This is a genomic window from Vibrio sp. BS-M-Sm-2, from assembly GCF_041504345.1.
GTDB classification, from domain to species: Bacteria; Pseudomonadota; Gammaproteobacteria; order Enterobacterales; family Vibrionaceae; genus Vibrio; species Vibrio satsumensis.
This window is the reverse complement of sequence record NZ_CP167895.1, coordinates 1844722-1865211: the sequence shown is the minus strand read 5'-3', so window position 1 is coordinate 1865211 and position 20490 is coordinate 1844722. Positions and strand designations below refer to the sequence as shown.

Genomic DNA, 20490 nt, shown 5'->3' with positions numbered 1-20490 from the left:
GAAGGCTTCGGTCTTCCTTTTTTAGTTTTACGCCTTTAGGTTTTTAGTAAGGTAAAACAAATGAAAAAGCACTACTCATATTGGTTCAAGCAAGCATTGGAACAGGAATTTGGCAGCATAGATGCAGGTTTAGAATCCGCGAAGCCACTTAAAAAAGATGTTAACTGCAACATCGCTATTGTTGGCGGCGGCTATACAGGTTTATGGACGGCGATTTTAATCAAACAACAGCAACCCGAAAAACATGTTGTCGTGATTGAAAAAGGCCTATGTGGTAGCGGTGCTTCTGGTGCGAACGGCGGTTGCATGCTGACTTGGTCGACAAAGTATCCGACGCTGAAAAAGCTCTACGGAAAAGAGCAAGCGAAATGGTTGGTTAAGGAATCGGAAAAGGTTATATACGAGATCGAAGCCTTCTGTAACGAACACAAGATTGACGCGCATCTTTATCAAAGCGGTACTTACTACACGGCGACCAATCAAGCGCAAAAGGGTGGAATGGAACCTGTTGTGAATGAGTTGGTCAAGCAAGGCATAAATAGTTGGAAGAAGTGTGATAAGTCTTTGGCTGAGAAAGCGGGATCGGAGCGTCATATTGAAGGTTATTACTCAGAAGCCGCGGGCAGTGTGCAGCCTGCGTTATTGGCTAGAGGTTTGCGCCGAGTCGCTCTCGAACTGGGTGTCGAAATTCACGAAAACACAGAGATGACATCACTCGACTATGGCTCCCCAGCTCGTATCCAGACTAAGGGCGGAGCTGTGTTTGCTGACAAAGTGATCTTAGCGCTCAATGCATGGATGCTCGATCACTTTAAAGAGTTCAAACGCAGCATAGTGGTTGTTTCTTCAGATATGGTGGTGACCAAGCCTATTCCTGAAAAGCTCAAGCAATTTGGCCCAGAGAAAGGGGCGGCGGTGGTGGATTCGCGTATCTTTGTCCACTACTACCGAGATACCCAGGACGGACGACTCATGTTGGGCAAAGGCGGTAATAAGTTCTCGTTTGCCAATCAAGTTGAAAGCATGTTTAACCAAACGACCAACTACCTGCCGATTCTCAATCAATCTTTCCAAAAACTGTTCCCTAAACTGGAACAAAGTGAATTCGATTACAACTGGTCGGGTGGCTCAGATCGTTCGGTAACAGGATTGCCATTTTTCGGTAATCTAAAAGGGCAAAAAAACATCTATTATGGGCTTGGTTACTCAGGTAATGGTGTTGCTCAAACTCGCATGGGAGGCAAAATTTTGTCTTCAATGGTACTCGATATCGACAATGCTTGGACACGAAGCGGTTTAACTAAAGGCCCATTAGGACACTTCCCGCCAGAGCCATTTCGTTGGGTAGGTGCGATGATGGTTCGTGATGCGGTACGAAGAAAAGAGAACGCGGAAGATTCGGGTAGCACGCCATTGTGGCTAGATAAACAGTTATCCAAACTCGCAGGTGCGGCGGGCAAAGCCGACAAGGTTGAATCATAGATTAATCTAGCGTTTAAATTAGACGTTTACATTTAGGCTCTCCGTGATTTATGGGTAAGTCACTGAGGGCTTTCAACGTTGAACTAACTTTTAATTCTGAACAAATAGCAATCTTTAATGCTTATTATATCTGCAATATAACTGTCATTTAGCTTCTATAAATTTGTCACTCAACTGCAATATTCTCAGTTTAAATTTGGTATATACCATATAGAGAGTGCTGTAGTATGAGCAACCAAACTTATTTGAATATTGAAAACGTTGTAAAGCAATTTGGCCAATTTACAGCGTTAAAAGACATCTCCCTATCGATAGATAAAGGCGAGTTCGTCTGCTTCCTAGGCCCATCTGGCTGTGGAAAAACCACCTTATTACGTGCGATTGCAGGTCTAGACTTACCAACGTCAGGTTCTATTGAACAGAATGGTGATGATACGACCTTCTTGCCACCAGAAAAGCGCGACTTTGGCATCGTGTTCCAATCTTACGCTTTGTTTCCAAATCTCACTGTGGAAGAAAACATTGCGATTGGTCTGAAAAACCAAGGCATGTCGACCAAAGAAGCCCTTGAGACGGTTGAGTCTTGGTTAGAGACCATCGGTTTACCAACGTCTGGTCAGAAATACCCAAATCAGCTATCTGGTGGACAACAGCAGCGTGTTGCTCTGGCTCGCGCATTAGCGTTGTCCCCAGGCTTGTTGCTACTCGATGAACCGCTTTCTGCATTGGATGCGAAGGTAAGAACACACCTGCGTGATGAGATCTGCCAATTGCAGCGTAAGCTGGGCATTACCACCATCATGGTGACCCATGATCAAGATGAAGCCTTAACAATGGCCGATCGTATTGTGGTCATGAATCATGGTGTTATCGAGCAAGTGGGTGCTCCGCAAGAAATCTATCAAAATCCAGTCAGCCGCTTTGTCGCTGAATTCGTTGGTAGTATGAACTTTATTCAAGCTTCTGTTGCTGCGAAAGGCAAAATGCGCATTGCAGAGTCGATGTTAGCGTTACCAGTTTTAGATAATTTGACACCAAAGCATGGCGATCGTTTTGATATCGCGGTGCGTCCAGAACAAATTCAGTTTGTTGACCGTTTTAACGAGTCTTTGCCAGTCAGAATCGTATCGAGCGAGTTTCTAGGGGCTTTCTATCGAGTTGAGTGCGAATTACAACATGATTCAACGGCGAAAGAGATCATCGTTGATGTGTCAGTCAAAGAGTTCAATCGATTGAAACTGCGTCGCAGCGATATTCGTTACGTAGCGTTTGATGAAGAAGGCCTGAGAGCTTATCCCTCTGAAAGCTTACAAGCGATGAAAGACGAGGCTGCGTAACAATCATGGAATCGACTCAAATGATGCAATCTAAGCTGCTTATTCAACGACGAATGCAACCTTTCGTTGCTCGCTTAAGTAAAGACAACGTAATTCTATTTGGGCTTTTGGCATTTTTGTCCGTAGTCATGACGCTATTCATTCTGATGCCACTTTGGGCAATGTTGAAGAAAAGCGTTCAGAACGCAGACGGTGAATTTGTAGGATTACAGAATTTCGCAACGTATTTTGCTTCTCAAAGCCTGTGGCAGTCGGTAGGTAATACGTTTACGCTTGGGCTGTTAGTAACGGTTGTCGTGGGTGTATTAGCGTTTGGTTATGCCTATGCGTTGACTCGTTCATGTATGCCTTTCAAAGGGCTTTTTCAGGTGTTGGGCTCAGCGCCGATTCTAGCTCCATCGTTGCTTCCTGCGATCAGTTTGATCTTCTTATTTGGCAACCAAGGTATCGCCAAAGAAGTATTAGGGGGAAATTCGGTATACGGTTTGATTGGTATATCACTAGGCCTGATATTCTGGACGTTTCCACACGCCTTAATGATTTTAACTACTTCATTGAGAACCTCTGACGCTCGTCTTTATGAGGCGGCACGTGCACTCAATACTTCATCGCTAAAAACCTTCTTCATGGTGACGTTACCTGCGGCAAAATACGGTTTGATAAGTACCTTGATCGTTGTGTTTACGCTGGTGGTTTGTGATTTTGGTGTGCCAAAGGTGATTGGTGGTAGCTACAACGTTCTGTCTACCGATATCTTTAAGCAGGTAGTAGGGCAACAGAATTTCTCTATGGGCGCGGTGACCAGCATCCTATTGCTATTGCCTGCGTTGCTTGCGTTTACCGTTGACCGCTGGGTTCAAAAGAAACAGAAGAGCTTGTTTGATACTCGCTCCGTCGCTTATCAACCAGAGCCAAACACTCTACGTGATGGCGTGTGTTTACTCTATTGCACCGTAATTTCAGTGGCTGTTGTTATCGTGCTAGGTATGGCGATATACGGTTCTATGGTCACTTTCTGGCCTTGGAATAAAACGCTAACGCTAAATAACTATAACTTCGCAGAGATGAGTACTTATGGTTGGACGCCATTTTTCAACTCTTTAACCCTCGGCGCTTGGACTGCGATTATCGGTACCGTATTGATTTTCTTAGGCGCGTACTGCATTGAGAAGGGCAGAGCATTTGGTCCTGTTCGTCAGGCAATGCAGATGCTTAGTGTTGTGCCAATGGCGGTTCCGGGCATGGTGTTGGGTTTGGGCTATATCTTCTACTTCAATGACTTGAGCAATCCATTCAACTTCTTGTATGGCACGATGGCGTTCTTGGTGATAAACACCGTGGTTCACTACTACACAGTCGGGCACATGACAGCGTTAACTGCATTAAAACAGCTGCCTGAAGAAATAGAAGCGACGGCGGCTTCGGTTAACCTACCGCAATACAAGCTGTTCTTTAAGGTGACGGTACCCGTTTGTCTGCCGGCGATTTTAGATATTGCGACATACCTGTTTATTAATGCACTTACCACGACATCTGCGGTAGTATTCTTGTATTCTACCAATACGATCCCAGCATCAGTTTCAGTATTGAATATGGATGATGCGGGGCAAACGGGTGCAGCAGCTGCTATGGCGGTGATGATCATGATATCGGCAGCGAGCGCGAAGTTGATTCATATGTTAATCAACAAGTTATTCGAGAAGCGAACCCAAGCTTGGCGTAAACGCTAGCGAACCATTTTATATTGCAGTTGGCCAAGGAGTGGCTGACGACAAGAACAAGAATAAAAGGAAATGAAGTGCAGTACGTAAAAATCAAAGATGTCATCGTAGAGCAGATAGAGTCGGGGATGTTAACACCACGACAGAAGTTGCCTGCGGAGCGCAAACTGGCTGAATCGTTTGATACGACTCGAGTTACCTTACGTGAAGCCTTGTCTTCACTTGAAGCGGAAGGGCGTATTTATCGAGAAGACCGACGTGGTTGGTTTATCTCTCCCGAGCCGCTTCGTTATGACCCAACACAAACACTAAACTTCACCAATATGGCTCTGTCGCAGAACCGTAAGCCGAAAACAGAGTTGGTGGCAGCGAAAGGGATGTTGGCAACCAAGGAGGCGACTAAGCTTCTTGAGTTACAACCGTTCTCAGATGTTTATCGAGTCGACAGAGTTCGCTACCTTGAAGACAGGCCTGTTGTGTATGTGACTAACTACATTCGACCAGAGCTGTTTCCTAACTTGCTCGATTATGATCTGTCTAAATCACTGACGGACATCTACCGCGAGCACTTTGGCATGGTGTATCAGAAGATCCGTTATCGTGTGAGCACAACGTCTTTGCTTGGCGAAACCGCGCAAGCACTGCGTGCAACTTCTGGCTCTCCTGCAATGGTGGTTGAGCGTGTTAACTACAATCAAAACGGCGATTTGATTGATTGCGATATTGAGTATTGGCGTCATGACGCGATCAGTATTGAGTCGATAGCGCAGTTAGAGCGTTAGTCGTACGTTAGAACGCTGGCACATCTCACTTTAGGGATTTGCCCAACTGGAATGATCAAAGGTCTCTTATCTGGAGGCCTTTTTTATCCCCTGTTTTCAGCGACTGCTTTTATCAGTCAATAAGTTAGGAATGAAATGGAATTCTCTGCCATCATCATCGTGATTATTTCGGCTCTGCTGCATGCGGGCTGGAATGTTCTAGGTAAATCAAATCAAGGATCGGGCTCGTCTTTCTTCTTAGCCTCTGGGGTTGCTGCCGCAGCGATATTGACGCCATATTTGATTTGGTATGTTCACAGTGTAGGGCTATCAAATATCTCACTTCCATTTTGGCAGTTGGTTTTCTTGAGTGGGATTTGCCAAATCGTCTATTTGATTGGGTTGGGTGCTGCCTATAAACAAGCTGATATCGGTGTGATCTATCCAATGGCACGAGCACTACCTGTGTTAATGGTTGGCTTGGGTACAGTGTTGATTGGTTATGAGCTGTCACCTAATCAATGGATGGGATTTGCACTGATTACATTGGGTTGTTTGTTTGTACCACTTAAGCAATTCTCTGAGTTGAGGCTCAAGGCTTACCTTAATCTTGGTGTGTTGTGGGCGTTAATCGCCGCCATTGGAACCACGGGTTACTCCATTATTGATAAAGAGGCGCTTCTATTATTAGAGCCTCTAAGTACACCCACCATTACTAACAAGCACACAGCAGTTTTTTACCTGGGTATTCAATTTTGGGCGATCGTGATTCCGCTTAGTATTTGGTTATTCGCAACCAACCAAAGAATCGAGTTTACTAATGCATGGATATTGCGCAGAAAAGCAACCATTGCTGGCATCATGATGGCATCGACCTATGGTCTGGTGTTGTTTGCAATGACCATGACAGAGAACGTCAGCTTGGTTGTGGCACTTAGGCAAGTAAGCATCATCTTCGGCGTAGTGATGGGGATCTACTTTTTGAAGGAAAAGTGGCACATGACTCGCGGTGTAGGCGTCGTTTTTATTATTGCTGGTTTAGTTATCTCATTGACTTAAAACTAAATTAATCTACACCTCCGACCTATAATGTGACTTTTCAGTCACATTTCTCTTATTGATAGCAAACGTTTTACTAATGTTAAAGATGTGATCCTTCTCATAGACAAGGCTGTAAAGTTACCGGTAACATCTGCCTCAACGTTACCGGTAACATATAACAACAAACCGGACTCTGTGAAACTCATAAGGATACCCAAATGAAAGCTCTGACTAAAACGCTGATTGCTGCTTCCCTCACTGGCCTATTTGCTACATCAGCAATGGCTGCAGACTTTAAACTTAAGATTCAATCTTCAGATCCATCTGGTGATTTGAACTTCAAGGTTCAGCAGAAGTGGGCTGAGCGTGTAGAGACGATGTCTAACGGACGTATCGACATCGACCTTCTGCCTGTAGGCGCTGTGGTTAAACACACTGAAACGCTGGGCGCGATCAAGATGGGCATTCTTGATGGTCATATCACAGCAACAGGTTACTTCTCTGGTAAAGATCCAGCATTTGGTCTTATCGGTAATATGGTTGGTGCATGGTCAGACACAACACAACTGCTTCAGTACATGAACTACGGTGGCGGTAACGAGCTAATGACTGAGCTTTACAAGCCTTACGGTGTTCAGTTCGTTGGTGCCTCAACAACAGGTGTTGAGTCTTTCATCTCTAAAAAGCCAATTGACGGTGTCGCGGATCTTAAAGGTCTTAAATTGCGTGCGCCTGAAGGCCTAGTACAACAAGTGTTTGCAGCAGCGGGTGCGACTCCAGTAAACCTTCCGGGTTCTGAAGTATTTACCGGTCTAAGCAAGGGCGTAATTGATGCTGCGGACTACACAGTGTTCTCTACTAACCAAAAAGCGGGCATGAACGATATTGCGACGCATCCAGTTCAACCGGGCTTCCACTCACTGCCGCTTATCGATATCTCAGTATCTCAGAAGAAATGGGACAAGATGCCTGCTGATCTACAAACAATCTTACAAACATCCGTGCGTGACTTCTCTTACGACATGACGACTCAGTTAAAAATGGCTGACCAAGCAGCAGTTAAAGAAGCACAAGCGAACCCAGAAATTACGATTCATGATTGGTCTCAAGAAGAGCGTAAGAAGTTCCGTGAGATCGCAAAAGGTCAATGGAAAGTATTTGCAGAGCGCTCTGATAACGCACAGAAAGTTTACACCTCAGTTACCGTGTTCCTAGAAGAAAACGGCTTACTGTAACTTAAACTTAGCTTACTGACGTGGGAGGGCATTGCTCTCCCGTATTTTCCCAGGAAATTTGGCCCATGACAGACAAAATCCCCCACGCCCCAGCTGAAAACGACGAACAACCAAGAAACACACTTGACCGTCTTATTATAAAGTTCAGTAACCTCGTTAGCTGGTTGTTTATTTTTACAGTATTGATTTCATTTTACGAAGTTGTGATGCGTTATGCATTTGATGCCCCGACCACATGGGTACATGAAACGGCTTCTTTCATCGGTGGTTCTTTATTCATTATTGGTGGCATCTACGCTTTTGCTGCGAATAAGCACGTACGTGTGGTTCTTATCTACGATTCAGTCTCTAACCAAGCACGTAAATATCTTAATCTTGTTCACCATATTGTTGGTTTAGCCTTTGCTGGCATGCTTGCTTACGCGGCTTATTTCACCGCAGAAGAAGCGTGGTTTGCACCATGGGGTGAATTCCGCCTTGAAACATCAGGCTCAGTGTTAAACGCGCCTTATCCAGCGCTGCTGAAAGGCCTGATTTTTGTCGTTTTGTGTGTTCTTGTTGTCCAGTTTGTATTGCACCTAATCCAAGAGTTGATGGGTCTAAGGAAGAATGACGATGTTTGATTTATCTTCTATTGGTATTGCATGGGGCAGTTTGCTCATGCTGGTTATGATGATTGGCTTGCTACTAACGGGTATGCAGCTTGCGTTCGTAACAGGCTTCGTCGCGATCTTCTTCACTCTATGCTGGTTTGGCCCAGATGCATTACCTTTGATTGCAAGTCGCACTTACAGCTTTGCTTCTGGTTATGTGTTCCTAGCAGTACCCATGTTTGTATTGATGGCTGCTTTACTAGACCGTTCGGGCATTGCTCGTGATTTGTTTGATGCAATGAAATCTGTTGGCCGTAAGGTTCGCGGTGGTGTTGCGGTACAAACATTATTAGTTGCGGTTCTATTGGCTTCAATGTCGGGCGTTATCGGCGGCGAAACCGTTCTTCTTGGTATTCTTGCTCTGCCACAGATGCTTCGCTTAGGGTATGACCGTAAGCTTGCGATCGGTACAACCTGTGCAGGTGGTGCTCTCGGCACTATGCTTCCACCAAGTATCGTACTGATCATCTATGGTATGACAGCCAGCGTATCAATCGGTGACTTGTTCAAAGCTTCTTTCTTACCAGCGTTTATCCTCGCAGGCTGTTACATCGGCTACGTATTGATTCGTTGTAAGTTGAACCCTTCTCTTGCGCCTATTCCTAGTGATGATGAAACAGAGGAAGACATCGCGAATCAGCCTAGCTACTTCAAGGCCCTGTTTTTCCCACTGCTATCAGTCGCAACGGTTTTAGGTAGTATCTACACAGGTATCGCATCAGTAACAGAAGCGTCTGCTTTAGGTGTGGTTGGTATCATGATCAGTGCACTAATCCGTGGCGAGTTGAACTACAACATGTTGAAAGAGAGTGCCATCGCAACAATGCGTACCTGCGGCATGATCATGTGGATCGGTATCGGTGCGAGTGCTCTGGTTGGTATCTACAACCTGATGGGTGGTATTGATTTTGTTGAAGAAACCATCCTTGCACTCAGTGGCGGCAACGCAACAGTAACACTGCTAATCATGATGGCTATCTTGCTGGTTCTAGGTATGTTCCTTGACTGGGTAGGTGTGGCACTTCTAACAATGCCAATCTTTGTTCCAATCATCACTGGCCTTGGTTTCGACCCAGTTTGGTTTGGTGTTGTGTTCTGTCTAAACATGCAGGTGTCTTTCTTGTCACCTCCATTTGGTCCGGCGGCGTTCTACTTAAAATCAGTAGCACCGAAAGACATCAGCTTAGGTGAGATTTTCTCTTCACTACTGCCGTTCATTGCACTTCAAGTATTGGTTCTGGCACTGGTTATTATCTTCCCTCAGCTCGCGCTTTGGTGGCAATAACAATGAAGGTTCCCGAGCAAACTTAACGTTCAGGAACCGACCAGCAGTAACACAAGTTTAACTATTAGATTCGATTGTCAGCTCCAGTATTAGTTGGGGCTTAGGGAAGGCTTGCCTTATGAAAAGCAAAAAAATACTCGTGATGGGCGTATCTGGATGCGGAAAAAGCCTGATTGGTAGCCGTATCGCACTGGCTTTAGATCTTCAATTCTTTGATGGGGATGACTTCCATCCGCAAAGCAATGTAGAAAAAATGCGCCAAGGTATTCCGCTGACTGACGAAGATCGTCAAGGATGGCTAGAAACACTTAATAAGCAATATATCGAACAACCAAGCGCTGTGATCGCTTGCTCGGCACTAAAGCCGCAATACCGCGATATTCTGCGCAACAACAATGAAGATTTGGTGATTGTATACCTACAGGGCAGTTTCGATACGATTTGGAATCGTCATAAAGCTCGTGAAAATCATTATTTTAACGGTCAAGAGATGTTGAAAAGCCAGTTTGAAACCTTGGTTGAACCTGAGCTAGGTGAAGCGTTATTTGTCGATATCTCGCAAGATGTTGAGCAAGTCGTAGAAAGTGCACTTAAACAAATTAAGCAGATAGGCTAAACCATGACTCAGATAAAAAATGACATCGCGATGATTGGTTTAGGTGTAATGGGCAAAAGCTTAGCGCTTAACCTACTCGACAATGGGTTCAATGTTTCGGGTTTTGATTTAAACGCTGACAACATTGAACGTGCAAATTCAGAAGCGAAGCAGCTTAATGAATCCTTTGACGGCAAAGGTCAGTTCACTAAAGGCACTAGCCTTGAACATGTATTACAGAGCTTAGCAAAACCACGTGTTATAGCGTTATCGGTTCCTGCAGGAAAACCTGTCGATATCGTCGTGAATAATCTACTTGATGCAGGTTTGGAGAGCGACGATATTGTTATCGATACGGGTAACAGTTTATGGACTGATACCGAGGCGCGTGAACAGGATTACAAAGGTAAACTTCGTTTCTTCAGTACCGCAGTGTCTGGTGGTGAAGAGGGAGCGCGTGTTGGCCCTGCGCTGATGGCGAGTGGTGACCAGTCTGCTTGGCAATATGTGAAGCCAATGTGGGAAGCGATTGCTGCAAAAGTGGATGCGAACGGTTTACCTGTTGCTCAATTTGAAGCGGGTGAGGCGTGCGCTGCGTATGTTGGCCCTTCTGGCACAGGTCATTACGTTAAGATGGTGCACAACGGCATTGAATACGCCGATATGCAGCTCATCTGCGAAGTGTACCATTTCATGCGTGATGTTCTGGAAATGCCAGCTCAAGAGATTGGTCAAGTCTTTGAACAGTGGAATAACGGTGTTCTAAATAGTTACCTGATGGAAATCAGCGCGGATATTCTTCAGCAAGACGACATTGTTACTGGGAAGCCTTTTGTTGATGTCGTGTTGGATAAAGCCGGGCAGAAAGGCACTGGGTTGTGGACTGCGGTGAATAGTCTACAAGAGGGTTGTCCAACGCCAACCATTGCACAGGCGGTCTATGCACGTGCGATGAGCGGTCAAAAATCACAACGTATTCAAGGTCGCCAGCTTCTAAAAGGCAATATTGCGGATGCCAGCCAATTGGACAAAGCGGAGGTTGTCTCTGAGCTTCATGACGCTCTCTACTGCGCCAAGCTATCTGTTTATGCTCAAGGCTTTGACTTGTTGAAAACAGCGTCAGACAAAGAAGGTTGGAACCTAGATTTCACCCAAATCGCTAAGATTTGGCGAGCAGGTTGTATTATCCGTGCTGCTTTTTTGCAAAATATCACTTCGGCTTACCAGCAAAATAGTGAGCTAGCGAACCTGTTGTTTGATGAGGCTTTCATCAAACAAGTGGAAGAACGTGAATTGGCTTGGCGTATCGTCGTGGCTAATTCTGCTTTATATGGTGTGCCGATGCCGGGCATCAGCTCTGCATTAAGTTACTTTGATTCTTTGCGCTGTGAAGTGTTGCCAGCGAATTTACTGCAGGCACAACGGGATTACTTCGGTTCTCACACTTATTCGCGAGTCGATAAAGATGAGGCTGAAAAGTTTCACGTGACTTGGAGTCAGTCTCCAAGAACGGAAGTTAAAGTTAACGCTTAATCAATGTATAACGCCCTCGCTATGAGGGCGTTTGTAATTGTGATGCTATATCAACCTTTTAGTAAATTAGACTTCAAATTCCAAGTCAGTTGGATACACTGTTACCAGTAACATAACTCAAAAATAATAATTATTAATTATGTCAAATAAGAAAAAACGTCCTACATTACAAGATGTTGCCAACTTAGTTGGTGTCACCAAGATGACCGTGAGTCGCTGTCTGAGAGATTCATCTCAAGTATCAGAAGCGCTACGAGACAAGATCAACGCCGCAGTCGATGAACTGGGCTACATCCCTAACCGCGCACCAGATATTCTTTCCAATGCAAAGAGCAACGCGATAGGCGTGCTGGTTCCCTCGCTAACCAACCAAGTTTTTGCTGAAGTGATCCGAGGTATCGAGCAAGTCACCGCGCCAGCAGGCTATCAAACCATGATTGCCCACTACGGCTATAGCGCAGAACTGGAAGAACAGAGTATTGCTTCGCTGCTCTCATACAATGTGGATGCGATCATTCTGTCTGAGAATGTGCATACCGATAGAGCGCGTAAGATGCTACAGACCGCTTCGATTCCTGTTATTGAGATTATGGACTCGGTATCGCCAAGAATTGAACAAGCTGTCGGCTTTGATAACTTCGAAGCGGCTAGGGCAATGACTAAAACCATGCTCGACAGAGGACGCACCAATATCGCTTACTTAGCAGCACGTATGGATGAACGAACTCGCTTAAAAATGGCCGGCTATGAACATGCGATGCAAGAAGCCGACAAAGCGCCCGTGACACTGCAAACTGAAGACGCGTCCTCGTTTACTCTTGGTGCAAAACTGATAGGAGAGTTACTTGATAAGCACCCTGAAGTGAATGGCATTTTCTGTACCAACGATGATTTAGCAATCGGTGCTTTCTATGAATGTGTACGCCGTGGTATTCAAGTACCAGAGCAGATGGCGATTGCAGGTTTCCACGGGCACGACATCACAGTGGCGATGACACCTCGATTAGCCACTGTGGTTACACCTAGGGAGCAAATTGGTAAAGTCGCTGCAGAGCAAGTTGTGGCGCGTTTAAAAGGGAACAAAGAGTGGGTTGCCAAGCTTGATCTTGGTTACGAGATTGAAGTGGGTGAGAGTATTTAATCTGACAGGTCGGTTTTGCTTTTCATTGGATTCATACCAAAACGCCCTGAACTTCGTTAAGGGCGTTTTCAATTTGTCTTTCTCTGCTTTTAGTATCAAGGCTTGTCTAACAACGATCTTTAGCTAGCTAAGGCCTGAGCATCCTGCTGTTTCAACACTTTGTGACCATCTTCAGTGACGCCACGCTTCCAATAACTGCTGATGTAAATGTTCTCTTTTTCTACTTCTTTTTCGTTACGGAAGTATTGTCTCAGCTCGCGCATGCTTTCAAATTCACACGCTGTCCAAATCGAAACCTGACCGTCTAACCATTCTGAATTGCGAACCGTTCGTGACAGGGATTCTGAGGTTTCGTCTTCAATTAACCAAGTGACCTTGATCCCTTGAGGTGCTTCAAGTGTTTGCTTATCTGCTGCTGAATTAATCTGAATGACAGCATGGCCCGTTGCTGTTTCTGGAAGTGTTTTCACTTTTGCAGAAAGCGCAGGCAATGACGTCATGTCTGCCACTAAGAAGAACCAGTCAGACTCAAGATTTAGCCCTTGAATCAAACCTGGGCCAGCCACTGAAATCGTGTCACCCACTTCTGCGTTCATTGCCCAGCGTGCGGCAAAGCCACATTGCAGATCTGTAGTGATGTGACGAACGAAATCAACCTCAATCCACTTTTCTACAGGGTTGTATTGTCGAATGGTGTAGGTGCGCATAGTAGGGCGTTCACCTTCGTTCAGTTGGCTTAAATCGGTTGTGCCTAATGGCGAGAATAAAAGCTTGATGTAGCCGCCGGCACATTCTGTTGGATACTTACTTAACCCCTCACCGCTAAGCGATATACGCTGCATGTTTGGAGTAATGGTTGAGGTTTGAGTAACAGTTAATGTGATAGGGCTAGGCTTGCTCATATAGGGCTCTCTTAGATTTTGATTTCCACATCATAATCCTGAACCAGAAAACACTCAATACTAATAGTTATCATTTACTTTTATTTACACAGATGCAACGTAACTTGAATGCTCTGATCTATATTGACAACAACCTCAACAAAAAAGCCCTTTAGAAAACTAAAGGGCTTGATGTATTAGAGCGGGTTAACGTGATCAGAATTAGCTGTTTGCTTGCTCTAGTTCAATCGTTTCGTCAGCGGCTTTTGCAGCTTCTAGCATCTTACGAATAATGAACGATGCAGCCATTGCGATACCAACCATCACGACAGCTAAAACGGTCAGCATTTGGAAGTAGTCACCGTAAACCGTTTGCACGATTTCTTGTGTGATTTCTTGACCTTTCTCTAGTGCAATAGACGTTGAGAATACGGCACCAACAATGCCTGATAGTGCGATAGCAACAGAGAACAAACTTACAGAGAAGTTCTCGATGTGCTTAGGTGCAACAGACAGGATGAAGGCTACAACCATTGAACCTACAATCACTTCACCAAACGCTAGGAAGAAGTGGATCGCTAGGAAGACTTCTGGGCGGATCAGAACATCATCACCAACTGTGGTTACTGCCATCGTAAGGATACCGAAAGCGATAGCCGTAAGGATGAACGAGAAACCTACTTTGGTTGCAGTAGAGAAGTTAATGTTTTTCTTTTCTAGGTTAGAGAAGATACCCGCAATGATTGGGCCTGCAACCATACACCACAGTGGGTTCATTGCCATTGAAGCTTCTGGAGCAACAGGGATGAAGCCAAATAGGTCACCACGCATTGTGTTGATCGCTACCATTGTCATCGATGTCATCATCTGGCCGTAGTACACGAAGAAACATGTCGTCAGGAAGGTGATGATTAAGATTGTGCCCATTTTAAGCATGTCTGATTTCTTCGATTTCATCATCAAAGAAACAAAATAGATGATCGCTGCACCGCCAATTGCGTATACGATGTTTTGGCCAATATCCATGTTAGAGAACATGAAGAATACCAAGCCAATCATAGCGGCAGAAAGACCAAGGAAGGCTGCCCAGTTTTTCGTACTTACTGGTTGTTGATCGATTTCTGCACTTGCTTCAACAAGGCCTTTGCGAACAAAGATCATCATCAGAAGCGCCGCACCCGCTAGAACAGCAGAAAGAAGGAAACCACCGTGGAAACCAACAACAAGCACTAGCATTGGGAATAAGTATTGACCTAGCAGAGCACCAATATTGTTTACTGAGTAGTTGATTGGGTAGCAGTTCTCAAAGTCTTCTTGAGTTTTGAACGTGCGTTTGTAAAGACTTGGGTAAGAAGGGGACATCAAACCACGTGCATAACTTGCTAACGCAATACCACACAATGCCATAGGCACATTGGTTGCTGCAGCGCCTAGTACTAGTAAAACGTAACCACTCGCGAATCCCAGAAAAGCGATGGTTAAAGAACGATAAGCACCTAAGAATTTGTCGGCGATAAAGCCACCTGCGATAGCAAATAGCGGTCCGATTGCAGAGAAAGCACCAACAACCATCATGGTGTCGGCTTCATTGTAGTTCAGATCTTCAAGGAAGAAACGAGTCAAGATCACCATGACGCCATAGAACGAAAGTCCGAACATCATTTGGCAGAACATCATTGATTTGTTTAATCTATTCCACATTATTTTATTCTCACATTTGTATTAATATGTAGTGTAATTACCCAATTATAATATCATTGGTAGTAATACATAAACTGAAACATCTATCCCAAACCGAACTTTACTCGATATATCTTTTCTTATGAGTGCATTCATATTTCTCATGAATGAAATTTGCAACGTTAGATTTTGCTAGTGGATGCATAGCGGTTTGAAATTTAGCCGCCATCATTTGCGGCTAAGTAATGAACTAATAAAGGGAAAGTTAGAGGCATCTATCTGGTAAAGTGTTTTGAGTGAGTAGTACTTTCAATTGGCTGCTGGGCTTTAGCCAATAAAAAAGCCAGCTTAGTGGCTGGCTTTGTTGAGATATTGAAACCTAAGTTTACAAGAATGCCGTCTCTATAGAGGCTTTCTCCAATCGTGTTCTTGTCTGTTATTCACACGGTGGTGCCATGTGGATCACGGCTAGGCCTCCTAGAGAAGTTTCACGGTACTTCTTGTTCATGTCTTTACCTGTTTGATACATGGTTTCGATAACTTTGTCTAACGAGATAAGACACTTGCTGGTACGTTTCAGTGCCATGCGTGATGCATTGATCGCTTTCATTGCACCCATTGCGTTACGTTCGATGCATGGTACTTGTACAAGACCACCGATAGGGTCACATGTCATGCCCAGTGAGTGTTCCATCGCGATCTCAGCTGCAATACAAATTTGTTCGTTGCTACCGCCACGCAGGGCAGTTAGGCCTGCAGCGGCCATTGATGAAGATACGCCGACTTCACCCTGACAACCGACCTCTGCGCCAGAAATCGAAGCATTGGTTTTGTATAAGATGCCGATAGCACCAGAGACTGCCAAGAAGTCTTTAAGCTGCTTAGTGTCTAGCTCTTTGATGAAACGATGGTAGTACATTAATACTGCAGGAATAACGCCAGCAGCACCATTGGTTGGTGATGTCACGACCTGACCACCTGCTGCATTTTCTTCACTCACGGCAAAGGCAAACAGGTTAATCCAATCCATGATCTCCATTGGATCGTTTTCAATCGAGGCATTCGCTTCCAGCTTTTTCAAAAGAGCAGGTGCTCGACGCGTTACTTCTAGGCCGCCATCAAGAATGCCTTCGGTGTCAAAGCCACGCTGCATACACAGAGACATCACCTTCCAAATTTGGTCGGCTTTCTGGTCAATCATATCCATATCTTGGAATGAAACTTCATTGCGCAGGATTAAGCCACCAAGGCTAAGTCCTTGTTGCTCTGATAGTTCAAGTAACTGATCAGCTGAAGAGAAAGGGAACTCAACTTGTGTTTCTGCTTCTTGCTTGCCGTTTTGTAGCTCATCAGCGGTTGCGATAAAGCCACCACCAATTGAGTAGTACGTTTCCATATCCAGAAGGCTGCCGCTTGCGTCAAAGGCAGAGATAGTCATGCCATTTTCATGCAATGGAAGGTTGGTTTTGTGGAAGAGTAGGTCGCTTTCTACATCGAAATGAATTTCATGGTTACCGCTAACCAATAGAGATTTGTCTTCAATCGCTTTACGCATTGCTTGGTTAGCACTGGTAATTTTAATGGTGTCAGGGCGGTTACCTAGCAAACCTAATAAGGTCGCTCTGTCTGTGTGGTGACCAATACCCGTCAATGATAACGAGCCGTATAAGTCGATTTGAATACGCTTCACTTGCTTAAGTTGAGCATCAATTTTTTTGGTAAAATTAAACCCAGCGATCATTGGTCCATTTGTGTGGGAGCTGGACGGCCCAACTCCAATTTTGTAGATATCAAAAATAGACAGCATAGTAACTTCCTGTGAAGACGGTTCGATGAACGAACTCTGTGTAAAATTTATATTTAGTTAGTTCCACTTCTTTGAGTGAACCTATTCGTGATTGAGCCTAATCATTGATTGAAACGGCTCTTTTATCGACTCATGCTAACAAGCATAGAGCGATGAAATACAAGAGCGTGCTATGTTTGCTTTAAAGCGACACGTCTATTCTTGTATGACCTAAAGTGTTGCTATCAATAGTGAGCGTTATTGCGAGCAACATATAAGAATTTCAAAATACTTTTGTTAACAAGTATTGTATACATAATTCACTTCATCTAATCCCCAAAACGAGACTTGAACATAAAATGAGCATTAATCACCTCCTTATTGTGCTGGGTAAGCGACTTAATGAGAATAAATTGACTGATGAAGGAATCAGTCGAGTTGATGCTTTAGTTAAGTATCTGGTGGAGCCTTTGGTCGAAGAGTCGAATCAGCAAACTGCCGTTGCATTCTGTGGTGGGATCACAAAAGGGCAAACCCTCTCAGAAGCCGATGCGATGCACCAGTATTTTAGAAAGCTTGAAAATCAGCGTGCACATCCGTTCCCGTTAGGGGCGATTTTGCTTGAGCAGCATTCGACCAACACTGTCGAGAACATTCAGAACTTGGCCTCAGAGATGGTTGCAAGCGGGCTGTTTACTCGCGGGCAGAGTGTGCAGGTGACATTCGTTTCTAATGACTACCACTTACAACGTATATTCGAGATTCAATCGCTCATGGACGAGCAAGGTTTGCTTAAAGTTCTCATCGAGAAGTGTTCCGCACTTGGGGTGGAGCTGCAAGTAGATCGCAGGTTGGAGGCTCATGTTGCGGTGCCATACCCACATCAAAGTGCTCAAGGGCAATTGTTTCTGTTGATGGATGTACTGACGACCTATCGAGTCTATCTTGAAGGTGTCTGTGCGGGCGTATTTAAGCGAGATTTGGAGTTGGTTAGACGAGAGCCCGAAAGGCTGTCTTTGGAAGCACTGATAACTGCCAAGGAGCTCGTCGGACGTTCATCTCACTTTGAAATTGTAGACAGTTTAATCCCAGTATTGGAGAGCTGTATCCAGCAGACGTCAGTGGGTACAGACATAAAAAAAGTCAGGGGATACCTAGCTCTACTAGATACTAACCTGACTTTATTGAATCGTTATTTAGATCCGGAATCGGATCGCACGCATCGCTGGTGGCGATAGGTGATTATTTCTTTCTCGTGATGCCAATAACGGTTTTTAAACTCGCAAACGCAATCAGACAGTAAGCTAGAAGCTCTGTGCCTTCTTCTGCGATGTTTTTAACCGCTCGAACGTAATCATCGCCCATAACATTGTGCCAGAAGCTACCCATGCCAAATAGGCGGGAGAATACCAACAGTAGCATCACGCCAGTCACTAGCAAATTCATGTGTGGGGATGCAAGAATAAGTGCAAGCTGATCAATGGTTCGTTTACCATTTTTAATCGCATAGAAAATTGCGCTACCAGCAACCAAGAGGGCAGGGACAACCCAAGCGCCATGTACAATCTTGTCGAACCAAAAATCCATTTCACGAATAAACATCACACTGAAGAATGCACAGATGAGCATAGCTGCGTGCTTAACTTCACGGGTCTCTCTTGCTAGATAAGCAAAAGACCCAGACGCGATAATAAGCAGTAACTGTTGCAGCATCTCGGTCACCGAGATCTCACCAACATTGCCATTCAACAATACGAAATCAATTCGAAGCGCAAGGTTTGCGACAATACCAATCGCTAAAACAACGAGAGCGGTTTGGCAGCGTTTGAAGATCACTTGAGATGTCGACTGGGAAAGGGTGAACTCTGGCAGTTCAAATGACATTTGAGTTTGTTCTTTCGTTTTTGATTGGCTTTTCATAATAATTCTATGTGTAAAATTTTGTAACAGGCGGGCATTCTATCGGCCTAGGTTAGGCTAATGTCAGAGCTATGTCAGAAATAAAACACTGTTCAATTGGTGTGTGTGTACGGTAAACCGCTGCCTTATGGCAGGCAGTTTACGTAACTTAATTGAATTTTTAGGGGGAGGGTTTTAAAGCTTTGAGATTGGAAACTTGTAAGATAAGTGATTACTTTTCAGTTTCTTGCTCATGGTTATTGCGGTAGTACTCCCACTGTTCAATACGCTCACCGTCATCGAATACACAGTAAGTTGTACGTTGATTGTTTTCAGTCACCGTGTCTAATTCACCGTCCTGTTGAACACAATAAACCGCTGCTGGGTTAGCGACTGAAACACGTTGGCCTTCGCTATATTCTGCATAGTCGTTTGCACAACCGCCCAATACAACGGCACATACAGCCATCAAACCAATTTTTTTCATGTTTATCTCCTACGTGATAACTCTATAATCGAATGCGTTAAGTTCTACAGAACCCAATGAGAAGCTCTATGAAATGAGTATATTTTAGATTTCAGAAAAGGTTGTCCTAATTTGGTCAAGATATTGAAATAGGTTGATATTTCTCCATCTTTAACTACTTTTTGAGTGTTGGATCAAGCTAAGTGGATTTAAGTTAGCGTTAGAATATCTCCGTCCGATAAGTTCTTGTTGACGATTGTGAACCTCGAATCTATTGATGATTATGATATGATGCCGCCAAATTCAGTAGAGCAGTCACAATCATGAGACACCTAAAAACAACCATCCACCCTGATATCGACCATCTAGATAATAAAACGGTCTATAAGCGCAACGCTGCCCGTGCCATTGTGTTAGATGGTGAAGACATTCTGATGCTCTATACAGAGCGTTATCACGACTACACCATTCCTGGTGGTGGTTTGGATGAAGGGGAAGATGTGATTGCTGGTATGGTCCGTGAACTCGAAGAAGAGACAGGCGCGAAGAATATCCATAGCATCAAGCCGTTCGGTATTTTTGAAGAGTTTCGTCCTTGGTATAAAGACGATGCGGATCTGATGCACATGATCTCTTACTGTTACTCATGCAAGATTGATCGCGAGCTTGGTGAAACAGCTTACGAAGACTACGAAGTGAAAAATGGGATGAAGCCAGTGTGGATGAATATCCATGAAGCGATCGCACACAACGAAAAGACGATGGCCGAGAGCCCTAAGAAGGGGATGAGTATTGAACGTGAAACCTTTTTGCTGCATTTGATTGCCAAAGAGATGCTTTAGCTTTTATCAATACAAGCCTGTTAAGCTATTTATTTGCCGCCATTTTTGGCGGCAAAGTTGTTTCTAGCAATGCTAAAATGTAATAACGGTAACCAATCACTGAATGTGGTTGATATTGTCAACTAGATGTTTTTGATGTATCTTTACTCAGC

The 20490-nt window shown here is 44.4% G+C and carries 18 protein-coding genes; 13 read left to right on the top strand and 5 right to left on the bottom strand.

The window, feature by feature from the left end; all coding sequences use genetic code 11:
* Positions 1 to 60: 60 nt before the first annotated feature.
* From AB8613_RS24165 to gntR, 11 genes are all read left to right on the top strand, one after another.
* Positions 61 to 1482: an FAD-dependent oxidoreductase gene (locus tag AB8613_RS24165; protein WP_372385232.1), complete on the top strand. Its 1422-nt coding sequence runs from the start codon at positions 61 to 63 to the stop codon at positions 1480 to 1482.
* Positions 1483 to 1709: 227 nt separating this feature from the next.
* Positions 1710 to 2819 (top strand): putative 2-aminoethylphosphonate ABC transporter ATP-binding protein, encoded by a 1110-nt coding sequence (locus tag AB8613_RS24160; RefSeq protein WP_372385231.1) that lies wholly within the window; start codon positions 1710 to 1712, stop codon positions 2817 to 2819.
* 20 nt (positions 2820 to 2839) lie between these two features.
* On the top strand, positions 2840 to 4549 hold the full coding sequence (locus AB8613_RS24155) for a putative 2-aminoethylphosphonate ABC transporter permease subunit (protein WP_372385230.1): 1710 nt from the start codon (positions 2840 to 2842) through the stop codon (positions 4547 to 4549).
* Between the two features lie 68 nt (positions 4550 to 4617).
* Entirely contained in the window at positions 4618 to 5322 is a 705-nt protein-coding gene (gene phnR, locus AB8613_RS24150) for a phosphonate utilization transcriptional regulator PhnR (protein WP_146490080.1), read from the top strand.
* A gap of 135 nt (positions 5323 to 5457) precedes the next feature.
* A complete protein-coding gene (locus AB8613_RS24145; RefSeq protein ID WP_146490081.1) occupies positions 5458 to 6360 on the top strand; it encodes an EamA family transporter in 903 nt (300 codons plus the stop codon).
* A gap of 200 nt (positions 6361 to 6560) precedes the next feature.
* Positions 6561 to 7577, top strand: coding sequence for a TRAP transporter substrate-binding protein (locus AB8613_RS24140; RefSeq protein ID WP_019820432.1), 1017 nt, complete (start codon positions 6561 to 6563; stop codon positions 7575 to 7577).
* 65 nt (positions 7578 to 7642) lie between these two features.
* Positions 7643 to 8200, top strand: a complete 558-nt coding sequence (locus tag AB8613_RS24135) for a TRAP transporter small permease subunit (protein WP_146490082.1) — start codon at positions 7643 to 7645, stop codon at positions 8198 to 8200.
* Positions 8193 to 9515 carry a TRAP transporter large permease subunit gene (locus AB8613_RS24130; protein ID WP_012600364.1) on the top strand — a complete coding sequence of 441 codons (1323 nt, stop codon included), beginning with the start codon at positions 8193 to 8195 and terminating at the stop codon, positions 9513 to 9515. Before AB8613_RS24135 ends, AB8613_RS24130 begins: the two co-directional genes overlap by 8 nt.
* 118 nt (positions 9516 to 9633) lie before the next feature.
* On the top strand, positions 9634 to 10131 hold the full coding sequence (locus AB8613_RS24125) for a gluconokinase (protein WP_146490083.1): 498 nt from the start codon (positions 9634 to 9636) through the stop codon (positions 10129 to 10131).
* Positions 10132 to 10134: 3 nt separating this feature from the next.
* Positions 10135 to 11643, top strand: a complete 1509-nt coding sequence (gndA, locus tag AB8613_RS24120) for an NADP-dependent phosphogluconate dehydrogenase (protein WP_372385229.1) — start codon at positions 10135 to 10137, stop codon at positions 11641 to 11643.
* Positions 11644 to 11782: 139 nt separating this feature from the next.
* A complete protein-coding gene (gene gntR / locus AB8613_RS24115; RefSeq protein WP_372385228.1) occupies positions 11783 to 12784 on the top strand; it encodes a gluconate operon transcriptional repressor GntR in 1002 nt (333 codons plus the stop codon).
* Between the two features lie 119 nt (positions 12785 to 12903).
* Here gntR and AB8613_RS24110 read toward each other — a convergent pair whose 3' ends face one another.
* The 3 genes from AB8613_RS24110 to AB8613_RS24100 form a co-directional block, all read right to left on the bottom strand.
* Positions 12904 to 13686 carry a siderophore-interacting protein gene (locus AB8613_RS24110; RefSeq protein WP_372385227.1) on the bottom strand — a complete coding sequence of 261 codons (783 nt, stop codon included), beginning with the start codon at positions 13684 to 13686 and terminating at the stop codon, positions 12904 to 12906.
* 201 nt (positions 13687 to 13887) lie between these two features.
* A complete protein-coding gene (locus AB8613_RS24105) occupies positions 13888 to 15366 on the bottom strand; it encodes a peptide MFS transporter (protein ID WP_048669525.1) in 1479 nt (492 codons plus the stop codon).
* A 415-nt stretch (positions 15367 to 15781) separates the two neighbouring features.
* Positions 15782 to 17152 (bottom strand): L-serine ammonia-lyase, encoded by a 1371-nt coding sequence (locus AB8613_RS24100; protein ID WP_285953467.1) that lies wholly within the window; start codon positions 17150 to 17152, stop codon positions 15782 to 15784.
* A 338-nt stretch (positions 17153 to 17490) separates the two neighbouring features.
* On the opposite strand from AB8613_RS24100, the gene AB8613_RS24095 reads away from it, so the two are divergent.
* The gene (locus AB8613_RS24095; protein ID WP_372385226.1) at positions 17491 to 18369 is read left to right on the top strand and encodes a YdcF family protein; all 879 of its coding nucleotides are present in this window, start codon (positions 17491 to 17493) and stop codon (positions 18367 to 18369) included.
* A 4-nt stretch (positions 18370 to 18373) separates the two neighbouring features.
* On the opposite strand, the gene AB8613_RS24090 is transcribed toward AB8613_RS24095, so the two are convergent.
* Both AB8613_RS24090 and AB8613_RS24085 read right to left on the bottom strand, forming a co-directional pair.
* On the bottom strand, positions 18374 to 19051 hold the full coding sequence (locus AB8613_RS24090; RefSeq protein WP_146490090.1) for a hypothetical protein: 678 nt from the start codon (positions 19049 to 19051) through the stop codon (positions 18374 to 18376).
* A 211-nt stretch (positions 19052 to 19262) separates the two neighbouring features.
* Positions 19263 to 19517 (bottom strand): DUF333 domain-containing protein, encoded by a 255-nt coding sequence (locus AB8613_RS24085; protein WP_017079683.1) that lies wholly within the window; start codon positions 19515 to 19517, stop codon positions 19263 to 19265.
* 302 nt (positions 19518 to 19819) lie between these two features.
* Between AB8613_RS24085 and AB8613_RS24080 the strand changes: the two genes are divergently transcribed.
* The gene (locus AB8613_RS24080; protein WP_060981568.1) at positions 19820 to 20338 is read left to right on the top strand and encodes an NUDIX hydrolase; all 519 of its coding nucleotides are present in this window, start codon (positions 19820 to 19822) and stop codon (positions 20336 to 20338) included.
* Positions 20339 to 20490: the final 152 nt, after the last annotated feature.

Excerpts from the sequence above, each read along its gene's own strand:
- AB8613_RS24085 (WP_017079683.1), bottom strand. The coding sequence starts at position 19,517 with ATGAAAAAAATTGGTTTGATGGCTGTATGTGCCGTTGTATTGGGCGGT.
- AB8613_RS24155 (WP_372385230.1), top strand. The coding sequence starts at position 2,840 with ATGATGCAATCTAAGCTGCTTATTCAACGACGAATGCAACCTTTCGTT.
- AB8613_RS24125 (WP_146490083.1), top strand. The coding sequence starts at position 9,634 with ATGAAAAGCAAAAAAATACTCGTGATGGGCGTATCTGGATGCGGAAAA.
- AB8613_RS24135 (WP_146490082.1), top strand. The coding sequence starts at position 7,643 with ATGACAGACAAAATCCCCCACGCCCCAGCTGAAAACGACGAACAACCA.
- gndA (WP_372385229.1), top strand. The coding sequence starts at position 10,135 with ATGACTCAGATAAAAAATGACATCGCGATGATTGGTTTAGGTGTAATG.
- AB8613_RS24140 (WP_019820432.1), top strand. The coding sequence starts at position 6,561 with ATGAAAGCTCTGACTAAAACGCTGATTGCTGCTTCCCTCACTGGCCTA.
- AB8613_RS24080 (WP_060981568.1), top strand. The coding sequence starts at position 19,820 with ATGAGACACCTAAAAACAACCATCCACCCTGATATCGACCATCTAGAT.
- AB8613_RS24100 (WP_285953467.1), bottom strand. The coding sequence starts at position 17,152 with ATGCTGTCTATTTTTGATATCTACAAAATTGGAGTTGGGCCGTCCAGC.
- AB8613_RS24095 (WP_372385226.1), top strand. The coding sequence starts at position 17,491 with ATGAGCATTAATCACCTCCTTATTGTGCTGGGTAAGCGACTTAATGAG.
- AB8613_RS24110 (WP_372385227.1), bottom strand. The coding sequence starts at position 13,686 with ATGAGCAAGCCTAGCCCTATCACATTAACTGTTACTCAAACCTCAACC.
- AB8613_RS24105 (WP_048669525.1), bottom strand. The coding sequence starts at position 15,366 with ATGTGGAATAGATTAAACAAATCAATGATGTTCTGCCAAATGATGTTC.
- AB8613_RS24090 (WP_146490090.1), bottom strand. The coding sequence starts at position 19,051 with ATGAAAAGCCAATCAAAAACGAAAGAACAAACTCAAATGTCATTTGAA.
- AB8613_RS24160 (WP_372385231.1), top strand. The coding sequence starts at position 1,710 with ATGAGCAACCAAACTTATTTGAATATTGAAAACGTTGTAAAGCAATTT.
- gntR (WP_372385228.1), top strand. The coding sequence starts at position 11,783 with ATGTCAAATAAGAAAAAACGTCCTACATTACAAGATGTTGCCAACTTA.
- AB8613_RS24145 (WP_146490081.1), top strand. The coding sequence starts at position 5,458 with ATGGAATTCTCTGCCATCATCATCGTGATTATTTCGGCTCTGCTGCAT.
- AB8613_RS24130 (WP_012600364.1), top strand. The coding sequence starts at position 8,193 with ATGTTTGATTTATCTTCTATTGGTATTGCATGGGGCAGTTTGCTCATG.
- AB8613_RS24165 (WP_372385232.1), top strand. The coding sequence starts at position 61 with ATGAAAAAGCACTACTCATATTGGTTCAAGCAAGCATTGGAACAGGAA.